The 25,373-nt window shown below is 65.2% G+C and carries 26 protein-coding genes and 1 pseudogene; 19 read left to right on the top strand and 8 right to left on the bottom strand.

The features are described 5' to 3' along the window. Window positions 1-5 precede the first annotated feature (5 nt). A complete protein-coding gene (locus tag ATO3_RS24860; RefSeq protein WP_088652573.1) occupies window positions 6-2,075 on the top strand; it encodes a catalase in 2,070 nt (689 codons plus the stop codon). 51 nt (window positions 2,076-2,126) lie between these two features. Next, the gene (locus tag ATO3_RS24855) at window positions 2,127-2,666 is read left to right on the top strand and encodes a DUF421 domain-containing protein (RefSeq protein ID WP_088652572.1); all 540 of its coding nucleotides are present in this window, start codon (window positions 2,127-2,129) and stop codon (window positions 2,664-2,666) included. 27 nt (window positions 2,667-2,693) lie between these two features. Here ATO3_RS24855 and ATO3_RS24850 read toward each other — a convergent pair whose 3' ends face one another. From ATO3_RS24850 to ATO3_RS24840, 3 genes are all read right to left on the bottom strand, one after another. Then, window positions 2,694-4,385, bottom strand: a complete 1,692-nt coding sequence (locus ATO3_RS24850) for a glycoside hydrolase family 13 protein (protein WP_088652571.1) — start codon at window positions 4,383-4,385, stop codon at window positions 2,694-2,696. 11 nt (window positions 4,386-4,396) lie between these two features. Continuing rightward, window positions 4,397-6,088 (bottom strand): alpha-amylase family glycosyl hydrolase, encoded by a 1,692-nt coding sequence (locus tag ATO3_RS24845; RefSeq protein WP_088652570.1) that lies wholly within the window; start codon window positions 6,086-6,088, stop codon window positions 4,397-4,399. A gap of 68 nt (window positions 6,089-6,156) precedes the next feature. Continuing rightward, window positions 6,157-7,014 carry an SDR family oxidoreductase gene (locus ATO3_RS24840; RefSeq protein WP_088652596.1) on the bottom strand — a complete coding sequence of 286 codons (858 nt, stop codon included), beginning with the start codon at window positions 7,012-7,014 and terminating at the stop codon, window positions 6,157-6,159. 329 nt (window positions 7,015-7,343) lie between these two features. Between ATO3_RS24840 and ATO3_RS24835 the strand changes: the two genes are divergently transcribed. The 10 genes and pseudogenes from ATO3_RS24835 (at window position 7,344) to ATO3_RS24790 (ending at window position 13,942) form a co-directional block, all read left to right on the top strand. Continuing rightward, entirely contained in the window at window positions 7,344-7,964 is a 621-nt protein-coding gene (locus tag ATO3_RS24835; RefSeq protein WP_143747383.1) for a hypothetical protein, read from the top strand. After that, complete coding sequence (locus tag ATO3_RS24830; RefSeq protein WP_088652568.1) at window positions 7,961-8,356, top strand: phage holin family protein; 396 nt, start codon at window positions 7,961-7,963, stop codon at window positions 8,354-8,356. The genes ATO3_RS24835 and ATO3_RS24830 overlap by 4 nt, the downstream gene beginning before the upstream one ends. After that, window positions 8,346-9,455, top strand: coding sequence for a DUF3618 domain-containing protein (locus tag ATO3_RS24825; RefSeq protein ID WP_088652567.1), 1,110 nt, complete (start codon window positions 8,346-8,348; stop codon window positions 9,453-9,455). The genes ATO3_RS24830 and ATO3_RS24825 overlap by 11 nt, the downstream gene beginning before the upstream one ends. A gap of 57 nt (window positions 9,456-9,512) precedes the next feature. Then, window positions 9,513-10,460: a YihY/virulence factor BrkB family protein gene (locus ATO3_RS24820; protein WP_088652566.1), complete on the top strand. Its 948-nt coding sequence runs from the start codon at window positions 9,513-9,515 to the stop codon at window positions 10,458-10,460. Between the two features lie 195 nt (window positions 10,461-10,655). Next, window positions 10,656-10,796, top strand: a complete 141-nt coding sequence (locus ATO3_RS28910) for a hypothetical protein (protein WP_158218066.1) — start codon at window positions 10,656-10,658, stop codon at window positions 10,794-10,796. A gap of 272 nt (window positions 10,797-11,068) precedes the next feature. Continuing rightward, window positions 11,069-11,476, top strand: a pseudogene (locus ATO3_RS24815) (trehalose-phosphatase); the annotation flags it as partial. 24 nt (window positions 11,477-11,500) lie between these two features. Beyond that, entirely contained in the window at window positions 11,501-11,698 is a 198-nt protein-coding gene (locus ATO3_RS24810; RefSeq protein WP_088652565.1) for a hypothetical protein, read from the top strand. A gap of 27 nt (window positions 11,699-11,725) precedes the next feature. Next, window positions 11,726-12,049: a hypothetical protein gene (locus ATO3_RS24805; protein WP_088652564.1), complete on the top strand. Its 324-nt coding sequence runs from the start codon at window positions 11,726-11,728 to the stop codon at window positions 12,047-12,049. Between the two features lie 1,047 nt (window positions 12,050-13,096). Next, window positions 13,097-13,363 (top strand): hypothetical protein, encoded by a 267-nt coding sequence (locus ATO3_RS24795; RefSeq protein WP_088652562.1) that lies wholly within the window; start codon window positions 13,097-13,099, stop codon window positions 13,361-13,363. Window positions 13,364-13,375: 12 nt separating this feature from the next. After that, window positions 13,376-13,942 (top strand): hypothetical protein, encoded by a 567-nt coding sequence (locus ATO3_RS24790; protein WP_088652561.1) that lies wholly within the window; start codon window positions 13,376-13,378, stop codon window positions 13,940-13,942. 138 nt (window positions 13,943-14,080) lie between these two features. On the opposite strand, the gene ATO3_RS24785 is transcribed toward ATO3_RS24790, so the two are convergent. Next, entirely contained in the window at window positions 14,081-14,569 is a 489-nt protein-coding gene (locus tag ATO3_RS24785; RefSeq protein ID WP_158218065.1) for a COG4315 family predicted lipoprotein, read from the bottom strand. A 254-nt stretch (window positions 14,570-14,823) separates the two neighbouring features. Here ATO3_RS24785 and ATO3_RS24780 point away from each other — a divergent pair, with 254 nt between their 5' ends. After that, window positions 14,824-15,396 carry a response regulator gene (locus ATO3_RS24780; RefSeq protein WP_088652559.1) on the top strand — a complete coding sequence of 191 codons (573 nt, stop codon included), beginning with the start codon at window positions 14,824-14,826 and terminating at the stop codon, window positions 15,394-15,396. Between the two features lie 28 nt (window positions 15,397-15,424). Here the strand turns inward: ATO3_RS24780 and ATO3_RS24775 are convergent, their stop codons facing one another. Continuing rightward, a complete protein-coding gene (locus ATO3_RS24775) occupies window positions 15,425-16,495 on the bottom strand; it encodes a sensor histidine kinase (protein WP_088652558.1) in 1,071 nt (356 codons plus the stop codon). Beyond that, window positions 16,488-17,954, bottom strand: coding sequence for an ATPase domain-containing protein (locus tag ATO3_RS24770; RefSeq protein WP_088652557.1), 1,467 nt, complete (start codon window positions 17,952-17,954; stop codon window positions 16,488-16,490). Before ATO3_RS24770 ends, ATO3_RS24775 begins: the two co-directional genes overlap by 8 nt. A gap of 156 nt (window positions 17,955-18,110) precedes the next feature. Here ATO3_RS24770 and ATO3_RS29335 point away from each other — a divergent pair, with 156 nt between their 5' ends. From ATO3_RS29335 to ATO3_RS28905, 6 genes are all read left to right on the top strand, one after another. After that, window positions 18,111-18,740 (top strand): chemotaxis protein CheB, encoded by a 630-nt coding sequence (locus tag ATO3_RS29335; RefSeq protein ID WP_158218064.1) that lies wholly within the window; start codon window positions 18,111-18,113, stop codon window positions 18,738-18,740. Next, entirely contained in the window at window positions 18,677-19,657 is a 981-nt protein-coding gene (locus tag ATO3_RS24760; protein ID WP_233152311.1) for a CheR family methyltransferase, read from the top strand. Before ATO3_RS29335 ends, ATO3_RS24760 begins: the two co-directional genes overlap by 64 nt. Then, on the top strand, window positions 19,558-22,293 hold the full coding sequence (locus ATO3_RS24755) for a PAS domain-containing protein (protein WP_088652555.1): 2,736 nt from the start codon (window positions 19,558-19,560) through the stop codon (window positions 22,291-22,293). The genes ATO3_RS24760 and ATO3_RS24755 overlap by 100 nt, the downstream gene beginning before the upstream one ends. 13 nt (window positions 22,294-22,306) lie before the next feature. After that, window positions 22,307-22,795: a response regulator gene (locus tag ATO3_RS28650; protein WP_143747381.1), complete on the top strand. Its 489-nt coding sequence runs from the start codon at window positions 22,307-22,309 to the stop codon at window positions 22,793-22,795. Between the two features lie 22 nt (window positions 22,796-22,817). Further along, window positions 22,818-23,432, top strand: coding sequence for a BON domain-containing protein (locus ATO3_RS24750; RefSeq protein WP_088652554.1), 615 nt, complete (start codon window positions 22,818-22,820; stop codon window positions 23,430-23,432). A gap of 259 nt (window positions 23,433-23,691) precedes the next feature. Next, a complete protein-coding gene (locus ATO3_RS28905; RefSeq protein WP_158218063.1) occupies window positions 23,692-23,850 on the top strand; it encodes a hypothetical protein in 159 nt (52 codons plus the stop codon). 9 nt (window positions 23,851-23,859) lie between these two features. On the opposite strand, the gene ATO3_RS24745 is transcribed toward ATO3_RS28905, so the two are convergent. Both ATO3_RS24745 and ATO3_RS24740 read right to left on the bottom strand, forming a co-directional pair. Next, entirely contained in the window at window positions 23,860-24,393 is a 534-nt protein-coding gene (locus ATO3_RS24745; RefSeq protein ID WP_088652553.1) for a sigma-70 family RNA polymerase sigma factor, read from the bottom strand. Window positions 24,394-24,498: 105 nt separating this feature from the next. After that, window positions 24,499-25,326 carry a DUF305 domain-containing protein gene (locus ATO3_RS24740; protein ID WP_088652552.1) on the bottom strand — a complete coding sequence of 276 codons (828 nt, stop codon included), beginning with the start codon at window positions 25,324-25,326 and terminating at the stop codon, window positions 24,499-24,501. Between the last annotated feature and the right edge of the window lie 47 nt (window positions 25,327-25,373).

Genomic DNA, 25,373 nt, shown 5'->3' with positions numbered 1-25,373 from the left:
ACAAAATGACGGACCAGACCAGGAGCAACGGTGGCGAGACCCACCAGACCACGGACGACACCGAGCAGACCATGACCACGGCGCAGGGCGCGCCCATCGCGGACGACCAGAATTCGCTGAAGGCCGGGCCGCGTGGGCCCGTGCTGCTGGAAGATCACGTGATGCGCGAGAAGATCTTCCATTTCGACCACGAACGCATCCCCGAGCGGGTGGTTCATGCCCGGGGCTATGGCGCCCATGGGTATTTCGAGGTGATCGACTCCATTCCGGAACTTACGGCCGCAGATCTCTTCCAGCGCAAGGGCAAGAAGACGCCCGTCTTTGTCCGCTTCTCGACCGTGGCGGGCAACGAGGGCTCGCCGGATCTGGCGCGCGATGTGCGCGGCTTTGCGGTCAAATTCTATACCCAGCAGGGCAACTGGGACCTGGTCGGCAACAACATTCCGGTCTTCTTCATCCAGGATGCGATCAAGTTCCCCGACCTGATCCACGCCGCCAAGCCCGCCCCCGACCGCGCCTTTCCCCAGGCCCAGACGGCGCATGACAACTTCTGGGACTTCGCCTCGCTCACGCCGGAATCGATGCACATGATCATGTGGATCATGTCCGACCGGGCGATCCCGCGCTCGTTCCGGATGATGGAAGGCTTCGGCGTGCATACCTTCCGGCTGGTCAATGCAGACGGCGCATCGACCTTCGTGAAATTCCACTGGAAACCGAAGCTCGGGATGCAGTCGGTGGTCTGGAACGAGGCGCTCAAGATCAACGGCGCAGATCCCGATTTCCACCGCCGCGATCTCTGGGCGGCGATCGACAGCGGCGATTATCCCGAATGGGAGCTGGGCGTGCAGGTCTTCGACCAGGAGTTCGCCGACAGCTTCGCCTTCGACGTGCTCGATGCGACAAAGCTCATCCCCGAGGAAGAGGTGCCGATCCGGATCATCGGCCGCATGGTTCTCGACAACAACGTCGACAACTTCTTTGCCGAGACCGAGCAGGTCGCCTTTTGCACCCAGAACATCGTGCCGGGGATCGATTTCACCAACGATCCGCTGCTGCAGGGGCGGAATTTTTCGTATCTCGACACCCAGACCAAGCGCCTGGGCGGACCGAACTTCACCCATATCCCGATCAACGCGCCGCGCTGTCCGTTCCATCACTTCCAGCAGGACGGCCACATGGCGATGCACAATCCCAAGGGCCGCGCCAATTACGAGCCCAACAGCTGGGGCGAAGACGGCGGCCCCCGCGAGAACCCTGCGCAGGGTTTCCGGAGCTACCCCGAGCCGATGGAGGGAAACAAGGGACGGATCCGGCCCGAGAGCTTTGCCGATCACTACAGCCAGGCGCGGCAGTTCTACATCAGCCAGGCGCCGGTGGAGCAGAAGCACATGGCCGACGCGCTGACCTTCGAGCTGTCGAAAGTCGGGCGGATGGACATCCGCGAACGCATGGTCGGGCACCTGCGCCTGATCGACGAAGGGCTGGCCGAGGCGGTCGCGGAAGGGATCGGTCTGCCCGAGATGCCCGACAAGGCCGAGCCGGCGAAGGCGCCGGTGACCGATCTGCCGGAGTCCCCCGCATTGAGCATCGTCCGCAACGCGCCGGGCAGCTTCAGGGGGCGCAAGCTGGGGCTTTTCGTGGCCGACGGCTCGGATGCCGATCTTGTCAATGCGATGATGGAGGCGGCGAAGGCCGAAGGCGCGATGGTCGAGATCGTGGCGCCCCATGTCGCCGGAGCCGAGCTTTCGGATGGCGAGCGGCTGGAGGCGCAGCAGAAGATCGATGGCGGCCCGTCGGTGCTCTACGATGCCGTGGCGATCATCCTCGACGACAAGGCGGGCAAGACGCTGAGCGAGGACAAGACCGCGCAGGATTTCGTCAGCGACGCTTTCGCCCATGCCAAGTTCATCGCCCATACCGAGGCCGTGCAGCCGCTCTTCGAGACGGTGGGCATTGCCGGGAAGCTGGACGACGGCGTGGTGATGCTGTCGGATAAGGCCGATGCGGAAGCCTTCATCGAAACCTGCCGCGCGCTGCGGTTCTGGGACCGCGCGCCCGTCAACACGAACTGAGAGGAGAAGGCTGGATGAAACCGTATCACGGACTTCGGGATCACCGGTGACATGATCTTCGGTGAACCGATCTTCTTCGACGGCGGCACGGAGCTTCTCCGTGTCGCCATTTCCGCGCCCATCATCTATCTGGGCATCATCTGTGCCATCCGGCTGGCCGGCAAGCGATCGACCTCGCAGATGAACAATTTCGACTGGGTGGTGACCGTGGCCATGGGCTCGATCACGGCCTCGGGCATCGTGCTGAAGGATGTGACCATCCTCGAGGTCTTTCTGGCAGTGGGTCTGCTGCTGGGGCTGCAATGGATGGTGACGAAAATGATCGTCTGGTATCCGCCGACCGGCCGGCTGGTGAAGGCCGAGCCGGCGCTGCTGGTGCAGGACGGCGAATTCCTGCACGAGAGCCTGCGGCGCGAAAGGGTCAGCACGGCCGAAGTGCTGGCGGCGGTGCGCGAGAACGGATTCACGGCGCTGGATCAGGTCCGCTGGGTGATCCTGGAAACCGACGCGACGATGAGCGTCCTGCCCAGAACGGACGATCCGCGGACCGAAACGACCGCTCTGTGCGGCGTGGCCGGTGTGCCCGGCTGAAACCGGGCCGCCCCCCTCCTGCCGCGGTCAGGCCGCGGCAGGTCGGCAGGCGATGCTTTCGAACGGGGCAAGCACCAGATCGCCCGCCAGAGCTTCGCGTTCGGCGTGGGTCCAGGCCAGGCAGTGCACCGGGCCTGTCAGCTCTGCGGGCAGGGCGCGCGTCTGCACCCGGTCGGAGAAGTTGGCGAAGACGACGATCCTGTCGCCGCCCAGCCGGCGTTCGAATGCGAGGATCTCGGGATCGTCGGGCATGAGCTGCGTGGTTTGGCCGAAGGCCACAATTTCGTTCTCCTGTCGCAGCCTGATCAGCCGACGATAATGCGCGAAGATGCTTTCCGGATGCGCTAGATCGGCCTCGACATTGATCTCGGTGAAATTCGGATTGGTCTCGATCCAGGGCGTGCCGGTGGTGAACCCGCCTTGCGGCGCCGCGCTCCACTGCATCGGAGTGCGGGAATGATCGCGGCTGTTGCGGTTGGCACCGGCGAGGAAGACCTCGGGCTCGACCCCTTGCGCGATCTGTTCTTCGAAATGGTTCAGCGTTTCCAGGTCGCGGTACTGGTCGATGCGCTCGAAGCGCGCATTGGTCATGCCGATCTCCTCGCCCTGATAGACAAAAGGCGTGCCCTTGAGCAGGTGCAGGACCGTGGCCAGCGTCTTGGCCGCGACGCAACGATGCGCGCCGTCATCGGCGTAGAACGAAACCTGCCGGGGCAGGTCGTGATTGGACAGGAAGAGCGCGTGCCAGCCGTCTTCGGAGGTCAGATCCTGCCAGGCGAAGAGCGCCCGCTTGAAGGCCACCAGGTCGAAGGGCTTCGGCGCGAACTTGCCCAGCTCTGGATGCCAGCCCTCGCGGATGTGGCTGAACTCGAACACCATATCGAGTTCGTCCCGGTCGCGGCCGCAATAGAGCAGCCCGGTTTCGGTCGAGACCGACCAGCTTTCACCGATGGTCAGCACGTCGCGCCCCGACAGGACCTCGCGGTGCATCTCCTGCAGGAAACGGTGCAGATCGGGACCTTCCTCGTATATCCGCGCATCGACGTCCTTGCCGATCAGACTGATGACATCCATCCGGAAACCGGCGATGCCGCGGTCGAGCCACCAGCGCATCATCTCGTAGATCTCGGCCCGCAGGGCCCGGTTCTGCCAGTTCAGATCGGGCTGGGCCGGGCTGAAATAGTGGAAATAGTACTGCCCGACTTCGGGAACGAAGGTCCAGGCCGGACCGCCGAAGGCGGCGCGGGCGTCGTCGGGCGGGCCGCCGTCCGCCGCCGGGTCGCGCCAGATGTAGTAGCCGTGCTCTGGGCAGTCGCGCGAAGCGCGGGCCGCCTTGAACCAGTCGTGGAGCGCGGACGAATGGTTGACCACGAGATCCATGACGATTCCGATACCGCGTTCACGCGCGCTGGCGATCAGTTGGTCCATGTCATCGAGCGTGCCGAATTCCGGCGCGATGTCGCGGTAGTCCGATATATCGTAGCCGTTGTCGATCATTGGCGAGGCATAGACCGGCGACAGCCAGATGAAGCCGATGCCGAGATCCGACAGATGCCCCAGGCGCGAGATGATGCCGGGTATGTCGCCCATTCCGTCGCCGTCGCTGTCGGCGAAGCTGCGTGGGTAGACCTGATAGCCGGTGGCGCGATGCCACCAGCGTTCCGTGGGTTCCGGAGCGGCGTCGGGGGCAGGGCGGGGCGCGGTGGTGACATCGGTCATGGCAGATCCTCCTAATTGGTCAGGGCTATGGCGGCAAGCGGACCGAGCGTGAGTCGCTCGTTCTCGAGCGCCGTTTCGGACAGGGTGAATGCGGGACAGAGACTGGACCGGGGCAGGGCGATGTCCACCTCGTCCAGTCCCACATTGGCGGCGCAGAGCAAGACCTCGTCCTCGGTGACCCGTTCATATGCGATCACCTGCTCGGGCATATCATGCAGCACCCGTTCGGACGCGGTTCTCAGCAGGGGCATGTCGCGCCGCCAGCGCAGGAGGCGGCGGGTGTAGGCGAGCACGGAGCCGGGGTCGGCCTCCTGCACATTGACGGCAGCGGCGGCATGGGCCTCCGGCACCCGGTGCCATGGCGCCGTCGCGTCGGAGAAACCGCAATTCGGGGCATCGCGGTCCCAAGGTATGGGGCAGCGCACCCCGTCGCGGCCTTCGAAATCCGGCCAGAGCGCCAGCGCCCAGGGGTCCTTGATCTCTTCCTTCGGAATTTCGGGCTGTTCCAGCCCCAGTTCCTCGCCCTGAAACAGGATCGCGCCGCCCATCAGCGTGCATTGCAGGAACAGAAGTAACCTGGCGGCGTCGGGCGCGCGGCCGGCATCGCAGGCTTCGGCCATAAGATTGCTCACCGCACGCGGGGAATCGTGGTTGGTGAACACATTCAGACCCGCTCCCGGCATGGTGTATTCCGACCGCAACGCCAGCATATCGGTCCAGTCGCGTATGTTGTCGGCGCGGTGGATGAGATCGAAATCATAGACCACGTGCAGCCTGTCATTGCCGACGGTGTACTTGGAGGCCAGTCGCGAACTGTCGACATCCGCGAGCTCTCCGATCAGGACGCGCTGGGGCTCGTATTCATCGGCGACAGCGCGGATCCGGTTCAGGATCGGGATGGCATCGGTCATGTCGCGGTCGAAGAGGTGGATCTGGCTCTTGAAGGGATTGTTGGGCCCACCGGCCACCGAGGGATTGTCGCCCTCGCGCGCAGGCGGGTTCGATCGCAGGGCGGTGTCGTAGGACAGGCATTGCACGGCATCCAGGCGAAACCCGTCGAGCCCCATGTCCAGCCAGAAGCGCAGGTTGTCCTCCATCGCGGCCAGCACCTCGGGATTGGCAAGGTTCAGCGCCGGCTGGCAATCGAGGAAGGGATGGTAGCAATATTGCGCGCGCCGCGGCTCCCATCGCCAGGCGCTGCCGCCGAACGAGCTCATCCAGTTGTTCGGCGGCCGGCCATCCGGGGAGGGATCGGCCCAGACATACCAGTCGGCCCGGTCGTTGTCCCGGGATGATGCGCTTTCGCGGAACCAGAGATGCGCGTCCGAGGTATGCCCGAGCACGAAGTCGAACATGATCTTCAGCCCCCGATCATGGGCTTCTGCGATCAGCCGCCGGACATCCCCGATCGTGCCGAAATCGGGATCGACCGCACGGAAGTCGCTGATGTCATAGCCGTTGTCGACCTGTGGCGACGCATAGAACGGCGTGAGCCATAGCCCGTCGACGCCCAGATCCCGGATGTAGTCGAGCCTGGCGATAACCCCGGGAATATCGCCGATCCCGTTACCCGTCGTGTCATTGAAGGAGTGGGTATACACCTCGTAGAACACCGCGCCGCGCCACCATTCCGGCGGGTCCGGAACAGTGCCGCGGTGGGTAATGGCATGCAGGAGTTCGGCCTCACGCTTTGCCAGTGACATCGGACAGGGCTCCCTTGGCCATGGACGGGCGGCGCGAGAACCTGGAGCTTCCGCGCCGTCTAAGATCCTCAGATGATCGGTTTGCCGCCGGTCACGGCGACGGTCGCGCCGGAGGTATAGCTCGAGGCGGGATCGGCCAGCATCACGTAGGCGGAGGCGAGCTCGGCGGGCTGGGCCGGGCGGCCCATGGGGTAATTGGCGCCGAAATCGGCCACGGACTCCTCGGGCAGGGTGGCCGGGATGAGCGGTGTCCAGACCGGCCCCGGGGCGACGCAGTTTACCCGGATGCCGCGCGGCCCGAGAGATTGCGCCAGCCCGGCCGAGAAATTCTGGATCGCGCCCTTGGTGCAGGCATAGGCCAGCAGCCCCGGGTTCGGCATGTCGGAATTCACCGAGGCCGTGTTGATGATCGAACCGCCTGTCTCCATCAGCGGCACGGCGGCCTTCGACAGGTAGAACATCGCGTGGATGTTGGTGCGGAAGGTCATGTCCCATTCTTCGTCGGGGATGTCCTCGAACCGGTCGAAATGCATTTGGTGGGCCGCATTGTTGACCAGGATGTCCAGCCTCCCAAAGTGTTCGTGGGCCCGGCTCACGATGTCGCGGCAATGCTCGGCCGACTGGATGTCGCCGCCCAGGAGCAGCGCGCGCTGACCTGCCTCTTCGACCAGATCGCGGGTGCACGCGGCCTCGTCGTCCTCGCAGAGATAGGAGATCGCGACATCGGCACCCTCGCGGGCATAGGCAAGGGCTATGGCGCGGCCGATGCCGCTGTCTGCGCCGGTGATCAGCGCGGCCATGCCGGACAGCCGGCCGGACCCACGGTAACTGTCCTCGCCGTGGTCGGGACGCGGGGTCATGCGGTCGCTGCTGCCGGGTAGTTCCTGTGATTGTTCGTCGAACGGGGGTGCGGGGTAAGTCGTCATTGTCATGAGGGTTCTCCTTGTCCTCCCCTCCCAACAGGTCGGACGCGGCAACGTTCCTGATCGGGTCGAACCCGTCTGAAGGCTGGCAGGGTTCCGCCGCCCCCGGCGCAAACGGAACCCGGGGCGTGCGACCACGGCGTCGGGTCTTGGCGGAAATTGCCTGGAACATATCGGGCCGGAGCCTTGTTCAGGGCTCACACCGACCGCGAAGCTAGCGCGTCAGGCCACAGAAGGACCGAGCAATGCACAGTGTCTTCTACATCATCGGGGTCGTCGTCGTCGTTCTGGCGATCCTCGGCCTTGTTTTCTGAGTAAGGGGAGAGTTTCACATGACCAATCCAACACCTGATCACCCCGGCAATCGCGAGCCCATGGCGGACCAGGCCAGGGCACAGGCGGCCGATCTTGCCGAGAGTGCCAAGGATGCCGCCCGCGACGCCGCCGACAGCGTGGGAGAAGAGGCCGCCCGGCGCGCCGATTCCGCCAAGTCGAGCGTGGCCGCAGAGGTCTCGGACGTTGCATCGGGCCTGCGCAAGGCGGCAGAGGAAATGCGCAACGGATCGCCCCAGGAGCGGACCTTTGGCCAGGTGGCAGAGAGCCTTGCCGATGCCTCGGACGCGCTGCGCGACAAGGACCTCGGCCAGATCATGCACGAGCTGAACGGCTTTGCCCGCCGCAATCCGATCGCCTTCCTGGGTGGCGCCGTCCTGACCGGCTTCGCCGCGTCCCGCTTCGCGACCGCCTCGCGCCGCGGCCACGGGACCGACAGCACATCGGCACCGTCCAGTGCGGCCGGTGGCGGGACCTCGGTTGCGCCGAATTCGAACATGGACCCGACCCGGGGAATGACCGCACCGTCCACGCCGCCCACACCGGCCACACCGACCGCCGGGGGCACCACCGTTGCGCCGAACGCCAACATGGATCCGTCCCGGGGAGGCCTGTCATGACCGAGCAACCCAAAAGCGCAAGCAGCCTGGTGGCCGATGCGCTGGAGAACGTCAGTGCGCTCCTGCGCAACGAGATCGACCTGGCGCGCGCCGAGGTGAGCGAGAACCTGAACCGCGCCGGCGTTGCGCTCGGCATGATCGCCGGCGCCGCCATCGTCGTCATGGTCACGCTCAACACGCTGGTCGCCGCCTTGGTGGCGGCGCTGACCGAAGCCGGGCTCGATGCCGGCTGGTCGGCGCTGATCGTCGGGGTGATCCTGGCGATCGTTGCCTATGCGATGATGAGCAAGGGACTGAACGACCTCAAACTTACAAGCCTGGCACCGACGCGGACGATGAAGAACGTCCAGCGCGACGCAGAAGCCGTGAAGGAGGCTTACAATGACAAATGACACCAGATCCGCTGCCGAAATCGAGCGCGAGATCGAAGACCGCCGCGCCCGCCTGAACGCCGATGTGGAGAACCTGCAGGAGCGGTTCTCGATGGATGGCATCTTTCGCGAAATCGGGCTTCAGTTCCGCGAACACGGTGGAGATGTTGGCCGGGCCGTTGCCGATCAGGTCAAGTCGAACCCCGTGCCGCTGGCCCTGACCGGCATCGGCCTGGCCTGGCTGATGATGGGCAAGTCGGACCGTCCCGACCCGAGCCCGTCGGGATATTCACGCGCCGAGGAGGAATATCGCCGCTATCGGCTTGCACGCGGGCAGGCTTATACACCTCCGGCAGGGCCGGTTTACGGCAGCCCGGTTGGCGGACCGGCCTGGGCGATGGAGGACGACGATCGTGACCACCGTTCGGTGGGCGAACGGGTGTCCGAGAAGGCCGGTCATGTCTCGGACGGGATCGCCGATACGACCAGCCGCGTCTCGGGCGGGGTGTCGAAGGCGGCGGCCGACGCGAAATCCGGGCTGGCCGAGACCGGCGCGCATGTGCGCGACCGGGTCGACAGCGCGCGGTCTTCCGCATCCGACCGGCTCGAGGCGGCTCGCCAGCGCATCGCCGACGGCACGGAACATCTGTCCGAAGAAGGCCGCGCCCGCGTGATCGCGGCGCGCGAGAAGGCGCTTGAGATGCGCCGCCGCGCCTCGGCGAACGCAGAGCGCGGGATCGAGACGGCGCAGGACTTCTATGACCAGCAACCGCTGGTCGTGGGGGCACTGGCACTTGCGGTCGGTGCGGCCCTGGGCGGAGCACTGCCGCGCACCCAGGTCGAGGACGACCTGATGGGTCAGCAGAGCGACGATCTCTTCGACGAGGCCGAGCGGATCTTCGAGGAAGAGAAGCGCAAGGCCGCCGAGGTCACGAAAGCGGTGAGCGACGAAGTCAAGGACATCGCAAGCGAGACGAAGTCGGAGGCCGATGACATGGCACCGGGCGACCGGACCGCAGCCGAAGCGGCGGCCGACAAGGTCCGCTCCGCCGCCGACCGCGTCGCCGATACGGCCAGGCACGAGGCCGAAAAGCGCGAGCTCGGAACCTCTGACAGCTGAAACACGGGTGCGAGGGCCCATGCGGGCCTTCGCACCACCCCAGGACAGGATGATTTCATGGCTCGCGGACGCTCAGCCCAAACCCCGTTTCAGATCCCCGCCACCGGATGGAAGGATGTCGCCTTTCGCGTCAAGGACGAGATCGCGGCCGACCGTGTGAGCCTGGTGGCCGCCGGGATCGCGTTTTACGGGCTTTTGGCCCTGTTTCCGGCGATCACTGCTCTGGTTGCGATCAGCGGCCTTCTGGTCGAGCCGGGCACCGTCGTCGAACAGGTCGACCGGCTGTCCGGGCTGCTGCCCGAGGATGTCGTGACCATCGTGACCGACCAGGCCTCCGCCGTGGCGGGCAGCGAGGGCGGCGGGCTCGGGTTGACCGCGGTCGTCGGCCTGCTGCTGGCGTTCTATTCGGCGTCGAAAGGGGTCGCCAGCGTGATCGAAGGGCTGAACGTCGCGTATGACGAACAGGAGACGCGAGGCTTTATCCGGCTCAAGTTGGTCACCTTCGCCTTCACCCTGCTTTTCCTCGTGTTTGCGCTGGCCGGGCTGGGGGCGGCGGTCGTTCTGCCGGTCATCCTGGCGATCCTGCCGGCGGGGATCGTGGTGCAGACCCTGGCAACGATCCTTCTTGCGGGTCTTCTGGCCGGGCTGGCGATCGTGGGCCTTGCCGCGCTCTACCATTTCGGGCCCTGCCGGGATTCACCCGAGTGGCGATGGATCAGTATCGGCGCGCTGGTGGCCTGCGTGATCTGGGTGGTGGCCTCGGCGGGCTTTGCCTTCTATGTCGGGAATTTCGCCTCTTACAACGAGACCTTCGGGACGCTCGCCGGCGTGATCGTGCTGCTGATGTGGCTGTGGCTCTCGGCGTTCATCGTGCTCATGGGCGCAGAGCTGAACGCCGAACTCGAGGCGCAGACCGCCGCGGACACCACGGTCGGACCGGACGAGCCCATGGGGCAGCGCGGTGCGGTCAAGGCCGACAAGCTTGGCGCGACCAAAAGCGCCTGAGCGGCGTCGCGGCCCGGCCCGGCATGTCGGGCCGACGTTGCCCTGTCGTGAGCCGTTGCGCGGTTCCGGCGGGGTTCCTTATTCCGGCTTCCTATCCTCTGCGTTTGCCCGTTTTGCCGGGAACATCGAGCTGGGCCGGTTGTTGAATCCCTAACTGATGCAACCACGCGCCGTACAACCCGGGAGCAGGTGGACATGGACCTTTCTACGATCCGCAAAGATCCCCTGACAGCGCCAACGATGCCCGACTGGCAACGCAGCGCCGTCTTCCTCGATTTCGATGGCACTCTCGCGCCGCTCGAGGAGCACCCCGAAAATGTTCGGATCACCGAATAAATGGCAGGCCTCGCCGCCCGCCTCTTCAGCTCCACCGATGGGGCAGTGGCCGTGCTCTCGGGGCGCGCTGGATGATCTCGCAGGACGGCCGTGCGGGGTTTCGTTGGCGCTGTCCGGCTCGCATGGGCTCGAAGTGCTGCGGCCCGGTGAGCGCCGGCCCGATATGGAACCGGTGAGAGAGTGTCGTGGGCTGTCCGGGGCGTTCGGGGAATTCAAAGCGCTCGCGCGCGGGTTCGGGCTGTTGATCGAACGCAAGCCCGGGTCGGTGGCACGCGGCGGCCTGCATGGCGGCAGTCGAGGCGGCGGCGGCGACGCATGGGCTGTGGGTGATGCATAGGAAGATGGTCAGCGAAGCCGCGCTGCCCGGCGTGGACAAGGGTGCGGCTCTGCACGGCTTTCTCGCGCAGCCTCCCTTTGCGGGCCGCGTCCCCGTCATGATCGGCGACGATGCGACCGACGAGGACGGGTTTCGCGCCGTGCAGGCTCTGGGCGGCTTCGGGATCAAGATCGGCCCGGCCCGACGGAGGCGATGTATCGCCTTGGCGCGCCGGCGGATCTTGCCGATTGGCTCGACGCAAGCCTCGGGCGAACACGCTGAACCGTCGCCGTTCGGAACCATGACGCAAGACGTTTGTTTGCTCTCCCGAACTGGGCCGCCGAGCGGCCATGGCGGGCGATGAAGCCAAAGAGAAGAGGAGGATATCATGATCCGGAAACTGCTGCTTCGTGGCGCCGCGCTCGGCGCCGTAGCCCTGATCCGAAGGGCGATGCGACAAAGGTCTCGGCGCGAGGTGCGCGATGCCGGGCCGTCACAGATGCGCAATCCGCCCGGAACCTGGGACCGTGTCGACGAGGCGAGCGATGAATCCTTCCCCGCCAGCGATCCCCCCGCAAACTATTAACCCCGCCAGACGGGAAGGAGCGATTGCATGACAGGTTCAGATGAAGTTCGCCACTCGGGCCCGGCGGCCGCGAGCCGCTTGAGAGACCGGATCGACAGCGGCGCCACCGGCGACAAGGTGGCGCATCCCGATCCGGCTGCGGCGCCCCTCGGCACCGACGACGAAGCCTCAGGCCATCCGCCGACGGCGGCCCAGGTGCGCGAAGCGTCCCGGCACGAGACGGCGCGCACGCGGCCGCACGATACCAATGGTAGGGGCTCCGCTGGCGCCGGGCGGGCCAGTGTGCTCCTCATCGGGCTGGCCGTCGGTGCGATCATCCTCTTCATCGCCTGGATCATCCTGCGGGGGTGAACACGTTGGGTCCTGGCCTTCAGATAGCCGCAGACGGAATCCCGCCACGGCAGGTGAAATCGGCCGGAACATCCCGCGCCGAGGTCTGTTTAGGGAGAAATCGAGGAGGGTATGCCAAATGTCGAGGCTAATAGCCATTTCAAACAAGATTCCGACTAGCGGTTCTTATCCGGGCAGGCTGGTGGTGGCGTTGATGGACGCTCTCGATTCATCCGATTGCATTTGGACCTGGGTGCATCCCGGGCGGCGGCGTGCTAAGAAAAGCTTGGAGCGGAAAACGGGCCAGGACAGCTGACCTGCCCGGTCCAAATCGCGCGGCCGTCCCGCGAGAAGGTCCTGGCCTACGTGCATCACCAACGAGCTCGACGAGATCGCGTCCGATCTGATCAGGGCCCGTGCGGAGCCAGTCTGGATCCCGATCCGCGATATGCGCCGCTAGTTTGACCGTCACATGATTGCGCTTTTGCTTGGCGGGGCGCGGGCATGTACCATGATCTCCTTGGCCGAGGAGCTTAACATCCTCGCCAAGGAATTCGTCGCCGCGCAGGATCCGGAGGATCCCGGTGTGCTGACCCTATTCCACTTTGGCGATGCCGCCGAGCACAGGTCGAGGCGCTACTGGTCAACCCGAATGACATGGAGGACCTCGCGCAGGCCGATTACCAGGCCGGGCGCGCCCCGTGCGACGGCGCCGCGACACGGGACCGACGACAGGTCAGCCGTGGCGGGCGTGAAATAGCTGGAACGGAGGAACGACAAAATGACTATGATTACGAGCCTACCCGAATACCGGGGTTTCGGAGCCCTGCCGCAGTGGGGGGGATTGCCCCCTGGCAATCCGCCTGCCGAGATCCCGTCCGACTCGGAGCCTGACAACAGCCCGCCTTCGCCACCGACGGAAGCGCCGGAGCCGGATCTGCCGGATGTCGATCCGGGCGGTCTGGAGGAGCTTCCCGATCGGGAACCCGACGAGGCGCCGGATCTGCCGCCCGAGTTACCACCCGGACGCCTGCGCCTGAGCGAGCCACGCCCCATTGGAGCAGCCTCATGACCGACATGCAATCGCGCCTGGAGATGCTGGAGGCACGGGCCGTCGCCCATCGGCGTCTGCTGGCCAGGCTTCTGGCGGCCTCGGGCCGCGCGACCCGGGAGTCGGTGACGGACTGGCTTGTCAGCCATGAAGTTCCCAGCGACGGGCAGGAAGATCCGGGCGCCGTGCTATCGGAGCTGGACAGCGGGCTAATGACCGAGGCCGAGGAGTTCCGGGCCATTGCGGCCCTGGTGGAACAGGAATCGGGCCAGTTGGAAAGCTAAGAGGCCGCGTGTATGGGACGGCTTGAATACCGCATCTTCGGAAAAGACCTCGGCGACAAACGTCGGTCGCTGCAGCGCGAGGCGGCGCGGTCGGGGCAAGATCGGCGCGAGGATGTCTATTTTCTCGGTCCGTCCATCGACCGTATCTTCAAGCTGAGGGACGGTGAGGAGCTGGATTTCAAGCGGCTGGTCGGGCGTGAGGACCGGTTCGAGCGCTGGGATCCCGTAGGGCTGATCGAATTGCCGGCGTCGGGCGCGGCCTTTCCCGAAGCGTTTGTCGGGGCATCCGGCATGCCTGATCTGGACGCCACCAGATTGTATGGCCCCGTCGAGATCCGAAAGGCTTTCGAGCGGGGCGGGGCGCGCGAGGCCAGGGTGTGCAAGACCCGACAGCGATATGACGTCGGCCATTGCATGGCCGAGATGACCGAGCTGCGAACCAGCGACGGGGCTGTGACACTGAGCTTGGCCATCGAAGGTGACGATCTGGCGGCACTGTCGCAGCTACGTGACCGGCTCGGAATCGTTGAATGCCAGAACATGAGTTATCCACGATGGCTGACCGACATGGCCACCTGATCCGCCCGACGCCCAAGGCCACGCTGGCCCCCCCTGAGCGACAGAGAGGCCGGCGGCCAGATTCCGGGGAACCGTTTGATGGCGTTCATGTCAGGTTGCGTCGGGGCGTTTTTCCGGACCCAAGCGCAATGCCTGTGATCACTCGGTATCCGGCGCCGGGATCGCGTCCGAACGGATCGGCACGCCCGAGGGATTCAGAAGCGCCCAGTAACCGCCGAAGCTGTAGATCCCTTGTCCGCTCGGCTCGTCCCCGGCAGCGTCTCGGTAGAAGCTGAATAGGGGCTGGCCGGCATAGGACACCACCGGTTCGCCGTCCTCGTCCTTGGTCGTCCCCAGCAGATATGCGTCGAGCTCTTTGCTGGCGCGCACCTCGCCCGGGGCGTCCAGCGGCGGCCATTCCTCCCGGCAATCGGCGTTGCAGGAATCGAGCGGATCCTGCCCGTCGCTTGCGCCGCGCTTGGTAAGGAATGTATAGACCGGCTTCCCATTGGGTCCGACGACATAGTCGCCGAATTCCTCGCTGGTGCCGACAGAAAGCGTGGCCGCACCATTGTCGGCCGATCCCACACTCGCGATAAGGCCAACGATCGCCGTGGCACCCGCGAAGCGAGATAAATGCGCCACCATGAGAATTCCTCCTTTGCTAACGACATTGATGGGCTGAACAGGAAGCGCTGGCGTTTTGTTCCAATTGGCCGGGGAGGTTCCGGCAGTTCCGGGCATGCCGTGCGAAATAAAACTAGCATCCAGGATGGATCAAATCCTTGTCGTGCTGCGTTTACCCGTCGAAGGAGTGTCATTTGCCGGATCTGCATCCGGTGCGTAAGCCGCCCGCGGTAAGTCCGTCGGGTCCGACCTCGCAGATACGATAGGACGGGATCATGGCCAGCCTTGAAGGTGTACGAGTACTCATTGTTGAAGACGACTGGCTACAGGCCTCCGAACTCGCCTGGCAATTCTCTGACCTGGGCGCCGAGGTCATCGGACCGGCGACCAGCGTCGAAGCCGGGATGAAGTTGGCGCCCACGGCCGATATGGCAATTCTCGATATCAACATTTGCGGAGAAGCCGTCTTTCCCATCGCCGACAGCCTGCACGAGCGGGGCGCACCGATCGTGTTCTACAGTGCCTATAGCAACATCCGGATTCCAGAACGGTTCCATTTCGCCTCGCGCCTGAACAAGCCCGCGTCGGTTGCTCGTGTCCGTCACGTTGCCCGCTCTGCGCTGGATGAACTTAATGTCCCCGAAAACGATGTTGTCCGCGTTTTGCCGCGCCTGCGGTTGACCGCCATGATGCTGATGGAAGGACCGGAAGCAGCTGACCGGCTCGTCGAGGCGGTATTGGTGCAGGCGATACAGACGGGGCAGCCCTCGGGCGAAGATGTCGAAAGCTGGCTGACCCGCCTGCTGGTGGCAGTCGCCGAGGTGCGCGGCAAGGAACTGCTGACCTGATGGCCCGCGTCGGAGCCTTTGCCAAGGCTTAAGACAGAAAGCGCCGCGGAATGCGGAACCGACAAACCACCCCCTCGGCCCGGTAGTCCAGATCGACCGAGGCGCCTTCGCCCTTCAGTGCGCTGCGGATGACAGTGGTGCCGAAGCCCTCGCGGGTGGGCGGATGCACCTCCGGCCCGCCGGCCTCTTGCCATCTCATGTCCAGCCCGTCGCCGCCCGCGCTGCGCGACCAGGTGACGGACACCCGGCCCTGCGCCACGGAGAGGGCACCATGCTTTCGGGAATTGTTGCCCAGCTCGTGCAACGCCAGACCCAGTGACGTTACTACATCGGCGACGAGACGGACCGGGGGACCATCAGCTGTGAACCGATTGATCGCTTCCGTATCGGCTAGCAGCGGCAGCACCGCGCCGCGCACTATGGCATCGAGCTCGGTGGTCTCCCAATCGTCGGCGCGCATGGCGCCGTAGATGCCTGCCAACGCGTCCATGCGGTCGTTGAAGGCGCCGAGGAAGGTGCCGGGATCGGGCGTGTGTCGCAGGGTCTGCCCGGCCAACGCCTTGATCATGGCAAAGAGGTTGGACACCCGGTGGCTCAGTTCGTGATACAGGAAGCCGGAATGCTCGACCGCGCGTTCACGATCCTCGAGCAGATCGCGAACCCGAAGCTGCCCGACCCGCGATTGACGCGCAACCGACAGGGCCGAGGCGATCTCCACCTCGTCGCAGGGACGGATCAGGATCGCCACCGGCAGATCGGGCCGCGCCTCGCGCAACAGGCCGGCCGCCTTACGCCCGGCGATTTCCGTTTCGGACAGCATCACGACGGGGGGCGCCGACCAGACCGGCAGATCGAGCAGCCGTGCGGCCACGCAGGACAGGATCCGCGGCCGGCAGGCCTCGGCCGTCAGCACCAGGATGTCCCAGCTCGCCGCGAGCCGCTCTTCGAGCGGTCCGCATTCCCCCGGGGCAGTCACCGGCCGCAGGTCGTGTGCGGCGACGATCCGTTTGAGCACCGCCATGTCGGCCCCGAACGGCGCCACGATGATCACCCGGGAGGCAGCTTCCGGTTCCGGCGGATCGGCGGGCGTTTCAGCCATCGCCGCGGGTCATGGCCGGCGGATCCCCGGCATAGGCTTCGAGCGTCACGCCCCCGGCTTCGATCCGCATCCGGCGCACTTCGCGGGAATGCGCGCCATAGCGCTTCTTGGCGACAGAGATCACCCGCTCGATCTGGCCCCCGGTCTGGATCTGCCGCATCCGGATCAGGTTGTCGGCGACGAAGCTGACGTCGAGATCCATGGTACTCGCTTCTTCCGGGCCGGTGCCGGAGATGTTGCGCGTCATCAGGACGGCGACCTTCTGGCGCTTGAGATAGTTGAGGATCGCGTTGAACTGCACAAGCATGCCACGCCCTTCGGGCAGCGCGTGGAAGAAGCCGGTGAGGCTATCGAGGATCACCAGCCGGGTGCCGGCCTCGACCTCGTGGACGATCCGGTCAAAGACTTCGCCCGGCGACAGCTCGGCCGGGTCGATATGAACCAGCTTGCAGCGCTCGGCTATTTCCGGCTCGTCGAGCCCCATATTCAGGGAACGCGAGCGCTTCACGAAATCCTCCTGCATCTCCTCGAACAGGAAGACCGACGCCCGGTGCCCGCGCAGGGCCGTCTGGCGCGCGTAGATGGTGCAGAGGATCGACTTGCCGGCGCCTGTGCTGCCGGAGATCAGCGTCGTTCCGTTGCCGGGCAGACCGCCGCCGCAGAGGTCGTCGAGCGCCTCGACACCCGAACGCAGCTCCCAGTCGTCGATATCGACCGGCTGCGACGGCGGCACCAAGCGCGGCGAGACTTCCAGCCCACCCGTGGCGATGCGCATGTCGTGAAAGCCCTCCACGAACGCCGCGCCGCGCATCTTGATGACCTGGACGCGCCGATGGGCCACGCCGTAATCCGGCGCCTGCCAGTCCATGCGGATGGCGCCGTGGGCGATGAGTTCGGCCGTCTTGGTCATGTCCTCGTCGTCGAATCCGTCGATCATCATCACCGTGGTCTCGCGCTCGCTCAGCCGGACCTTCAGGCCCAGCAGGCTGCGCCGGAAGCGCAGCAGCGAACTGCTGACGAGCCGTATCTCGGACAGGCCATCTATGACGATCCGCTCGGGATCATGGGTCGCGACGGCCGTCTCGATCGCGGTAATGAGGCCCGCCAGCTCCTCTTCGGAGCTGTGCAATACGCTTTGCGCATTCCCGATGTCGCGGATCTCGTCCGCGAGAAGATCGACAATGTTGATCCCGCTGAGATCGAAGCCGTGGGACCGGGCCACGCCACGCAATTCCTCGGCTGTCTGCGAGAGCGTGAGGTACAGCATGCCGCGCGAGGATCCCGCGGCCCGGCCGGCCAGCAGGAACTGGAGCCCGAGCGTGGTCTTGCCGGTCCCGGGCGCGCCACTCACCATGTAGACATGGCCGGCGGGGAGCCCGCCGTTGAGAATATCGTCAAACCCTTCGACACCGGTCCCGAGAGGGTTGGCGGTCGGGGGGGACGATCCGTCTCCCATCATATTCAAACCCTAGATTTTTCTTTCCACCACATTAACTTCAAACTTCGGCCGGTCGCAATCGATCAGCCGGCTGTTTGGCCTGAGACCCGAGGCGTGAACGCGTCCCTGCCACCAAAGCAGGATCGGGACAAGATCAGCTCTGGGAGAGGATGTACGATGCCCAAATTGCCGCCTATCGTGGGGATCGTCGCCTCCGCTGGCGGGCTCGAGGCATTGCAGGAGTTCGTGCAGGCCCTGCCGAATGACAGCGGCCTTGCCTGCGTGGTGGTGCAGCATCTCTCGCCGGACCAGCCCTCGCTCATGGACAAGCTCCTGCGGGCCCATACGCCGGTGCAGGTCACCCAGATCGAGGATGGCGGCACAATCGAGCCGGATCACGTCTTCATCATTCCGCCCGGCCGGTTTCTGACCATCGAGGCGGGCCGGTTCCGGCTTGAGGACCGCGACCGCGAGGAAGGCGTGCGCACGCCGATCGACCGGTTCTTCCGGTCCCTGGCCGATACGGCAGGGCGGCGGGCCTTTGCCGCGGTCCTTTCGGGCACGGGATCGGACGGGACGATGGGCGTGCGGGCGATCAAGATGCGCGGCGGCATCGCTCTGGTGCAGGAAAGCCGCAGGACATGCCCGCGCGGATCCTGGACATCGTTGATCACCGGCGCGACCTGGAAGAGCGCGTCGGCCGCGATCATCTGCTCGAACAGAACGAGGCGCAGCTCGGCGATGTGCTCGGCCGGCTGGAAGAAGAGGCCGGCAATTCCTTTTCCGGCTACAAGCCCGGCACCCTGATCCGCCGCATTGCGCGGCGCATGTCGCTGCTGCGGCAAAGCTCGATCGAGGGCTATCTGCGCACCCTCGACCAGAAGCCCGAGGAACGGCAGCTGCTGATGCAGGACTTCCTGATCGGCGTGACCCAGTTCTTCCGGGATCCCGAAGTCTTCGAGAGCCTGCAAGCCAAGGTCCTGCGGCCTCTGCTCGACATCGATCAGAGTGGTTTCCGCATCTGGGTGCCCGGCTGTTCGACGGGCGAGGAAGTGTTCTCGCTGGCCATTCTCGTGGCCGAGATGCGCCAGAGCACGGGCGATACCCGGCCCTGGAAGATCTTCGGGACCGATATCGACATCGACGCGCTGCGCCAGGCGCGGTCTGGGCGCTATACCGAGGCCTCCATCGAGGGGCTGACCGAGGAACGGCGCGAAAAGTCCCTGGCGGCAGCGGGCGCGGTGTGGCAGGTGAATTCGGAGCTGCGCGAAATGTGCGTCTTTGCTCCGCACAACCTGCTGCAGGATCCGCCCTTCTCGAAGCTCGATCTGGTCTCCTGCCGCAATGTGATGATCTATCTCAACGCCGACAGCCAGGAGACCATTCTGCCGCGGTTCCATTACGGGCTGAACCCGGGCGGGTTTCTGTGGCTGGGCCCCTCCGAAACGCTGGGCCGCAGCGAACGGTATTTTCGGACGCTCGACCGCCCGTCAAGGCTGTTCCAGCGCGACGATCAGGCCCCGCCTGGTTTTTCGGCCATTTCCCACAGCCTACCGCAGCATTCGGTGACCGGCTCCCGGCCGCCGTCGGGGTCACGGCGGCGCACACCAGACCCGCCGACAGCATGGAGGCCCAGGCCGAACAGCTCTTCCTGCAGCACCGCGCCGCGCCCTTCGCCTTGGTCAACCGCCATGATGAGGTCGTCTATGTCTCGGAGGCGATGACCGCTCTGGTGAAGCCTGCGAGGGGAACCACCAGCATCGCTCTGGGAGATTTCCTGACCAAGGACCTGCGCCTGCCGGCGAAATCGGCCCTTGTCGAAGCACGGGAGACTGGGCTCGAAGCGGAGATACTCAACGTCGCGGTCGAGCGGGGCGACACCCCGCTGCTCTTCGACGTGGCGGTCACGCCCTTCAGCAGCGATAGTGATCTGATGCTGCTGTCGCTGACCGAGGTGCGGCAGGGCAATGCCGAGGACCTCGCCGCGGAATTCGGCGGCCGGCGCGAGGCCGGTTACGAACGGGAGCTGATCCTCACCCGCAAGCGGCTGGCCGCGCTCGAACGGGATTGCGAGACGACCGAACAGGAGCTGCGCAGCGCCAACGAGGAGCTGCTCAGCATGAACGAGGAGCTGCAGACCTCCAACGAAGAACTCGAGACCAGTCGCGAGGAGCTCCAGTCGATCAACGAGGAGCTGGAGACGATCAACGCCGAGTTGACCGAGAACAATCGCCAGCTCGCCCGCGCCAACAGCGATCTGAAGAACCTGCTCGAAAGCACCGACATCGCCACGCTGTTCATCGACGCGGCCGGATGCGTGCGCCTCTTCACCCCCGAGCTGACCCGGCTGTTCGGCGTGCAGGAGCGTGATATCGGCCGCTCGATCCACGATCTGGCGAGCAAGGTCGACTATCCCGAGATGAAGGAGGATTCCGCCGCCGTTCACCGCTCGCTCCGCCCCATCGAACGCGAGGTCAGGGTGGCGGCGACCGACGAGACCTTCATCGCCCGGACGCGCCCCTATCGCACGGTGGACAACCGGCTGGACGGCGTGATCATCACCTTCGTTAACATCACGCATCGCAAGCGCAACGAGCGCCAGCTCGAAAGGAACGCGCGGATCCTGCGGGAGCAATACGCCGAACTCGAACAGCTCTACGATACCGCGCCGATCGGGCTCAACCTGCTGGACCGAGACCTGCGATACCTGCGCATCAACAACGAGTTGGCGGCCAACGGCCATTCGGTAGAGGATCATATCGGCCAGCGCCAGGCCGACATGGTTCCCGCCGTTCACGCAGAGATCGCCGAGTTGCAGGAGCGGGTCTTCGTTACCGGAGAGGCGGTGCGCGGGATCACGGTCCGCTCTGAGACGCCGGCCGAGCCGGGGCGCGTCCGCGAGGGGCAGGTCGATTTCTACCCGGTGATGGATGGCGAAACGGTCTTTGCCATCGGCGGCTGCGTGCGTGAGGTGACCAATGAGCGCGAACTGGAGCGCCGGATCGCCGAGAGCGAGGCCCGGCTCCGGCGCATCTTCGACAAGGCGCCGGTCTCGATCTCGATGCACGAGGGGCCGGAGCTGATCACGACGTATTCCAACCCCGCCAACCAGCACGATATCGGCGAGCGCGAGATCCTTGGCCAAGCGATCGAGGTGGCCATGCCGGAGCTGCAGGGCAGCGAATTGCTGCAGCGGTTGCTGGACGCATACAAGTCCGGGGTATCGAACGAGATGGTGCTGCTCGACGCGGTGATGCCCGACCGCGCCGAGACCGGCAAGCGCATAATCTTCCGCAGCGTGCTGGAGCCCTGGTTCGACTCGCGCGGGAATGTCGAGGGCGTGATCAGCTTTTCCGTTGACGTGACCGACCAGATCCTCGCCCAGCAGCGCGATGCCGAGCATCGCAAGCGGCTGCAACGGCTACAGGACGGTTTGAGCGCCTTCGTCGGCATGCTCGATCCCGACGGAACGCTGACCGAGGCGAATGCGGTGGCGCTCGGGCACGGCGGGCTGACGCGCGAGGGCGTGATCGGAAAGAAGTTCTGGGATTGCTGGTGGTGGACCTTCAGTGCGGAGGTTCAGGAGGGACTGAAAGACGCCATCGCCCGGGCCGCGGCGGGAGAGACGGTGCGCTATGACGTGCCATCGCGCATGGCTGGAGGCGAGATCATCGTGATCGATCTGCAGCTGGTGCCGCTCACCGACGAGGCTGGCAAGGTCACCGAGATCCTGCCGTCGGCGATCGACGTGACCGAGCGCGTGCGCGCCGAAGAGCGCAAGGACATCCTGCTGGCCGAGCTCGAGCACCGGGTGAAAAACAGCCTTGCCACGGCGCAGGCGGTGGCGCGGTTCACCGCCCGCACGGCGGAATCGCCCGAGGCTATGGCGCGCAGCCTGGCCGACCGGCTGGCGGCGATCTCGCGGACCCATGATGCACTAACCCGCCGCGACTGGGCCGGGCAGGGCCTGCGCGCGCTGGCCGAGGCCGAGACGGCGCCCTTCGTCGAGCCCGGCGACGGCCGCTTCACCTATTTCGGCGACGATCTGCTGCTGGATCCCACCACCGCCCTCTCCTTCGGGCTGGCGCTTCACGAGTTGGCCTCGAACGCCACGAAGTATGGGGCCTTTCGGAATGGAGTCGGGCAGGTCGAGGTCCATGTCCGCGCGGACGACGGCGACCTGGCGCGGCTGAGCTGGACGGAGTTGGATGGGCCGGAGGTGCGGCCGCCGGAGCGTCAGGGTTTCGGAACTTTTTTGATCGAAACGCTTCTGGCGCGGGAACTAAATGCCGACATCCGGCTTGTCTACAAAAGCACGGGCCTGGAATGCGTGATCGAACGCCGCCCGGGCGCGGAATGAACAGGGAAATCCATTGCCCGCCAATTCAGGCGACACCGCTTCTACCCGGGTCCTGCTGGTCGAGGACGAGTTCCTGATCGGCATGGATCTCGCGATGTTCCTGGAGGAATGGGGCTATGTCGTCGACGGGCCGCACGCGTCGTCGTCAAAGGCCATAGCGGCCATTGAAAAGGATCCCCCCAATCTCGCCATACTGGACGTCAACCTCGGGCGCGACGACACCAGCCTGCCGATCGCCCAGATGCTGCACGGGCAGGCGGCCCTTCCTCTTTCTTACCGGCTACGATCCCTCGCGCTATGCCGATCACGCGCTGATCCGCGAAGCGCCGCATCTGCGCAAACCCGTGAACGAGGCGCACCTGCGCGCACTTCTGGCCGGGCTCGCCGACGGGTCGGGTCCGGACTGAGATCCCCGGCCGCCGGACCCGCTCACAGCTTCCTGAGACGCTGGAACATTGTGCGGCATGCGCTTGTTTCCTTGGTATCAGACGGCCGGCATTGAAACCGGCTGAAAGGAGGAGACCATGTCCAGACGTTTCGACAACATGACCGAAGAGGAAGCCCGCGAGGAACTTGCGCGGCGCAACGCCCCCCGCCAACGGCATCGCGACGAGCCCGTCGACCCCGGGTTCTGGCCCGATCCCTACGGCTTTGCCGCAGGTCCGATGGGCGGTATGGGATACGGCTGGCCGTTGCCCCCGGGCCATGACCGGCAATCGCCCCAGGGCGCACCGTGGGCTGATCCGCGCGGTCGGTATCGGGGCCAGTATGCGGGCCAGTACCGAGGCCAGGACGGCAGCCATGAGCGCGATTTCATGGACCGTGCCGGAGACGAGATCGCCTCGTGGTTCGGCGACGAAGATGCAACCGCGCGGCGCGAGGCCGATCATCGCGGTCGCGGGCCAAAGGGCTACGTGCGCTCGGATGCCCGGATCGAGGAAGACGTGAACGACCACCTGACCGAACATCCCCGTGTCGATGCCAGTGACATTTCGGTGAGCGTGCATGATCGGGAGATCACGCTCGACGGCACGGTGTCTTCGCGCCAGGCCAAGCGCTGCGCCGAGGATTGCGCTGACAGGGTCACGGGCGTCCTCCACGTGCAGAACAACCTGCGCATCCAGACCGCTCAAGCGTGAACCAGCGGGTGCCGAAGGCACAACGAAAATCCCGGCCTGCATCTCGGCGGGCCGGGGATATTTACGCCAGCCGGATGGCGAATGAGGCATGGTGGCAACATGAGACACGAATGCCCCCCGGCATCGTCTCGCGTTAATTGCGTGGCCGGGGTAGCATGCCCGGCGAAAGATTACGAAAAAAACGCAATTGGATTGATCCGAACGGTGCATTCCTTCGTAAGACCTGTATGGGACCGCACATAATAGGAGGGAGCCCGAGGTGACCGACGTACATCAAAAATCTGTCGATCAGGACGACTTGGAAAAACAATTACGCCGCCATCTGGAAAGCCTCCGGGACGAAGAGACGCCGGATAGGCTTCTCGAACTGGCCCACCGGCTTCAGGCGCTGCTGCGCCAGAAGGAAGAGCCGCACTGACCTTCCGGTTCAGTCCGGCGAGGCCGAGCGTTCCGTATTGAACTGCGGGGGCAGGGGGTCGTTCGGCGCGCGCCGCTCCAGATCCGCGATCACCATCGACCGGCCGCGATTGACCCTGCTCTTGACCGTCCCAACTTGCACCCCGAAGATCTGCGCCGCCGTCTCATAGCTTTCGCCCATCATCACCACCATGACCAGCATCTCGCGGTAATGCAGCGGCAGCCGCGCCACCGCGCGCATCAACTCGGAGCCGCGCACCGACCATTCCTGCGTTGCAGGAGTCGACAGCGCGGTCGAGATGCAATCCTCCGTCCCGGTGGTCGAGCGCTTGGATCGCGCGATGGCGTTGAGGAAGGTGTTGCGCATAATTGTGATTAGCCAGGCGCGTAGGTTGGTTCCCGGCTGGAAGCTGTCCACCTTGGCGATGGCCTTGACAAGCGTGTCCTGTACCAAGTCGTCCACATCCTCGTGACGCCGGGTCAGCACCCAAGCATATGCGCGCAGGGCGGGGATCAGCTCCACGATATCGTTGCGAATGGTCATGCGCACCTCCCTATCAGCCTACCGGGGAACGCCCCGGGGCCGGAAGAGTTCCAGATAACCGACCGCAACGGTCGGATTCTTCGCGCTTCGCCGCCGCACCACCGTTCAGCAAGACCAGAAGCCCCGGTAGATCGCCTGTGGACCCGGATCGAGCGCGAAGGTCAGCAGGCTGTCGGACCGGGCGGCCTCGACCGGATCCACCTGCATGCGCAACCCCTCCGCGGCAAAGCCGTCGCCCTGCGGTTCCAGTGGAATGATGACCCCGTTCAGCTGCATAACCGCGGCCGAGCCATCGCGGGCGGCGATCAGCACCGGATCCTCGGTGCGGGTCCGGCGAAACGCGCATGTCTCGCCCTGCGGGGCTGCCGACCCGGCCTCCTGCATTGTCAGCGGCGCCGGATCCAGCTCGGACAGAAGCGTATTGCCTAGTGCATCGGCGACATCCCCGACCTCGGGCAGCGGATCCTCGTAGATCTCGGTCACCACCCGGCCCGCATCCAGATCAGCGATAAGCCCGCGCATCTCCGCGATCTCCTTCTTCTGAGCGCTCTCGATGCTGTCGGCGAGCTTGGCAACCCGCGCATCCTCGATGTCGGCGCGGCTGGATGTCATGATGGCGATCGAATGGTGCGGGATCATCGCGCGCATGTAGCTTTCACCGCCGACGGTAACTTGGCTCCGCACCAGCCACAGAGACAGGGCGAAAACCAGGACGCTGCCGCCGAAGATCGCCGCGTTCACCGAGCGGCTCGGGTACATCGAGGCCATGAACATCAGCATGACGAAGGCCATCGTCGCCCCCATCACCAGGGCCATGTAGCTGCGTGTCTCGCTGAAGAAGACATGCTCCAGCGCATAGGTGTTGAGGTACATGAGCACGAACATGATCACGGTCGATGACAGGATCATCAAGGCAAAACGCGTGTAGGTCATCCGGGTCTCCTATGATGGTTGTCCAGCAGGACATTGATTTTCTTTGA

The organism is Marinibacterium profundimaris (genome assembly GCF_002210095.1).
GTDB classification, from domain to species: domain Bacteria; phylum Pseudomonadota; class Alphaproteobacteria; order Rhodobacterales; family Rhodobacteraceae; genus Marinibacterium; species Marinibacterium profundimaris.
This window is presented reverse-complemented; position numbering and strand designations above follow the sequence as displayed.

Coding starts and splice junctions, on each gene's coding strand:
- ATO3_RS24860 (WP_088652573.1), top strand. CDS start 6: ATGACGGACCAGACCAGGAGCAACGGTGGCGAGACCCACCAGACCACG.
- ATO3_RS24855 (WP_088652572.1), top strand. CDS start 2,127: ATGATCTTCGGTGAACCGATCTTCTTCGACGGCGGCACGGAGCTTCTC.
- ATO3_RS24850 (WP_088652571.1), bottom strand. CDS start 4,385: ATGACCGATGTCACCACCGCGCCCCGCCCTGCCCCCGACGCCGCTCCG.
- ATO3_RS24845 (WP_088652570.1), bottom strand. CDS start 6,088: ATGTCACTGGCAAAGCGTGAGGCCGAACTCCTGCATGCCATTACCCAC.
- ATO3_RS24840 (WP_088652596.1), bottom strand. CDS start 7,014: ATGACGACTTACCCCGCACCCCCGTTCGACGAACAATCACAGGAACTA.
- ATO3_RS24835 (WP_143747383.1), top strand. CDS start 7,344: ATGACCAATCCAACACCTGATCACCCCGGCAATCGCGAGCCCATGGCG.
- ATO3_RS24830 (WP_088652568.1), top strand. CDS start 7,961: ATGACCGAGCAACCCAAAAGCGCAAGCAGCCTGGTGGCCGATGCGCTG.
- ATO3_RS24825 (WP_088652567.1), top strand. CDS start 8,346: ATGACAAATGACACCAGATCCGCTGCCGAAATCGAGCGCGAGATCGAA.
- ATO3_RS24820 (WP_088652566.1), top strand. CDS start 9,513: ATGGCTCGCGGACGCTCAGCCCAAACCCCGTTTCAGATCCCCGCCACC.
- ATO3_RS28910 (WP_158218066.1), top strand. CDS start 10,656: ATGGACCTTTCTACGATCCGCAAAGATCCCCTGACAGCGCCAACGATG.
- ATO3_RS24810 (WP_088652565.1), top strand. CDS start 11,501: ATGATCCGGAAACTGCTGCTTCGTGGCGCCGCGCTCGGCGCCGTAGCC.
- ATO3_RS24805 (WP_088652564.1), top strand. CDS start 11,726: ATGACAGGTTCAGATGAAGTTCGCCACTCGGGCCCGGCGGCCGCGAGC.
- ATO3_RS24795 (WP_088652562.1), top strand. CDS start 13,097: ATGACCGACATGCAATCGCGCCTGGAGATGCTGGAGGCACGGGCCGTC.
- ATO3_RS24790 (WP_088652561.1), top strand. CDS start 13,376: ATGGGACGGCTTGAATACCGCATCTTCGGAAAAGACCTCGGCGACAAA.
- ATO3_RS24785 (WP_158218065.1), bottom strand. CDS start 14,569: ATGGTGGCGCATTTATCTCGCTTCGCGGGTGCCACGGCGATCGTTGGC.
- ATO3_RS24780 (WP_088652559.1), top strand. CDS start 14,824: ATGGCCAGCCTTGAAGGTGTACGAGTACTCATTGTTGAAGACGACTGG.
- ATO3_RS24775 (WP_088652558.1), bottom strand. CDS start 16,495: ATGGCTGAAACGCCCGCCGATCCGCCGGAACCGGAAGCTGCCTCCCGG.
- ATO3_RS24770 (WP_088652557.1), bottom strand. CDS start 17,954: ATGATGGGAGACGGATCGTCCCCCCCGACCGCCAACCCTCTCGGGACC.
- ATO3_RS29335 (WP_158218064.1), top strand. CDS start 18,111: ATGCCCAAATTGCCGCCTATCGTGGGGATCGTCGCCTCCGCTGGCGGG.
- ATO3_RS24755 (WP_088652555.1), top strand. CDS start 19,558: ATGGAGGCCCAGGCCGAACAGCTCTTCCTGCAGCACCGCGCCGCGCCC.
- ATO3_RS24750 (WP_088652554.1), top strand. CDS start 22,818: ATGTCCAGACGTTTCGACAACATGACCGAAGAGGAAGCCCGCGAGGAA.
- ATO3_RS24745 (WP_088652553.1), bottom strand. CDS start 24,393: ATGACCATTCGCAACGATATCGTGGAGCTGATCCCCGCCCTGCGCGCA.
- ATO3_RS24740 (WP_088652552.1), bottom strand. CDS start 25,326: ATGACCTACACGCGTTTTGCCTTGATGATCCTGTCATCGACCGTGATC.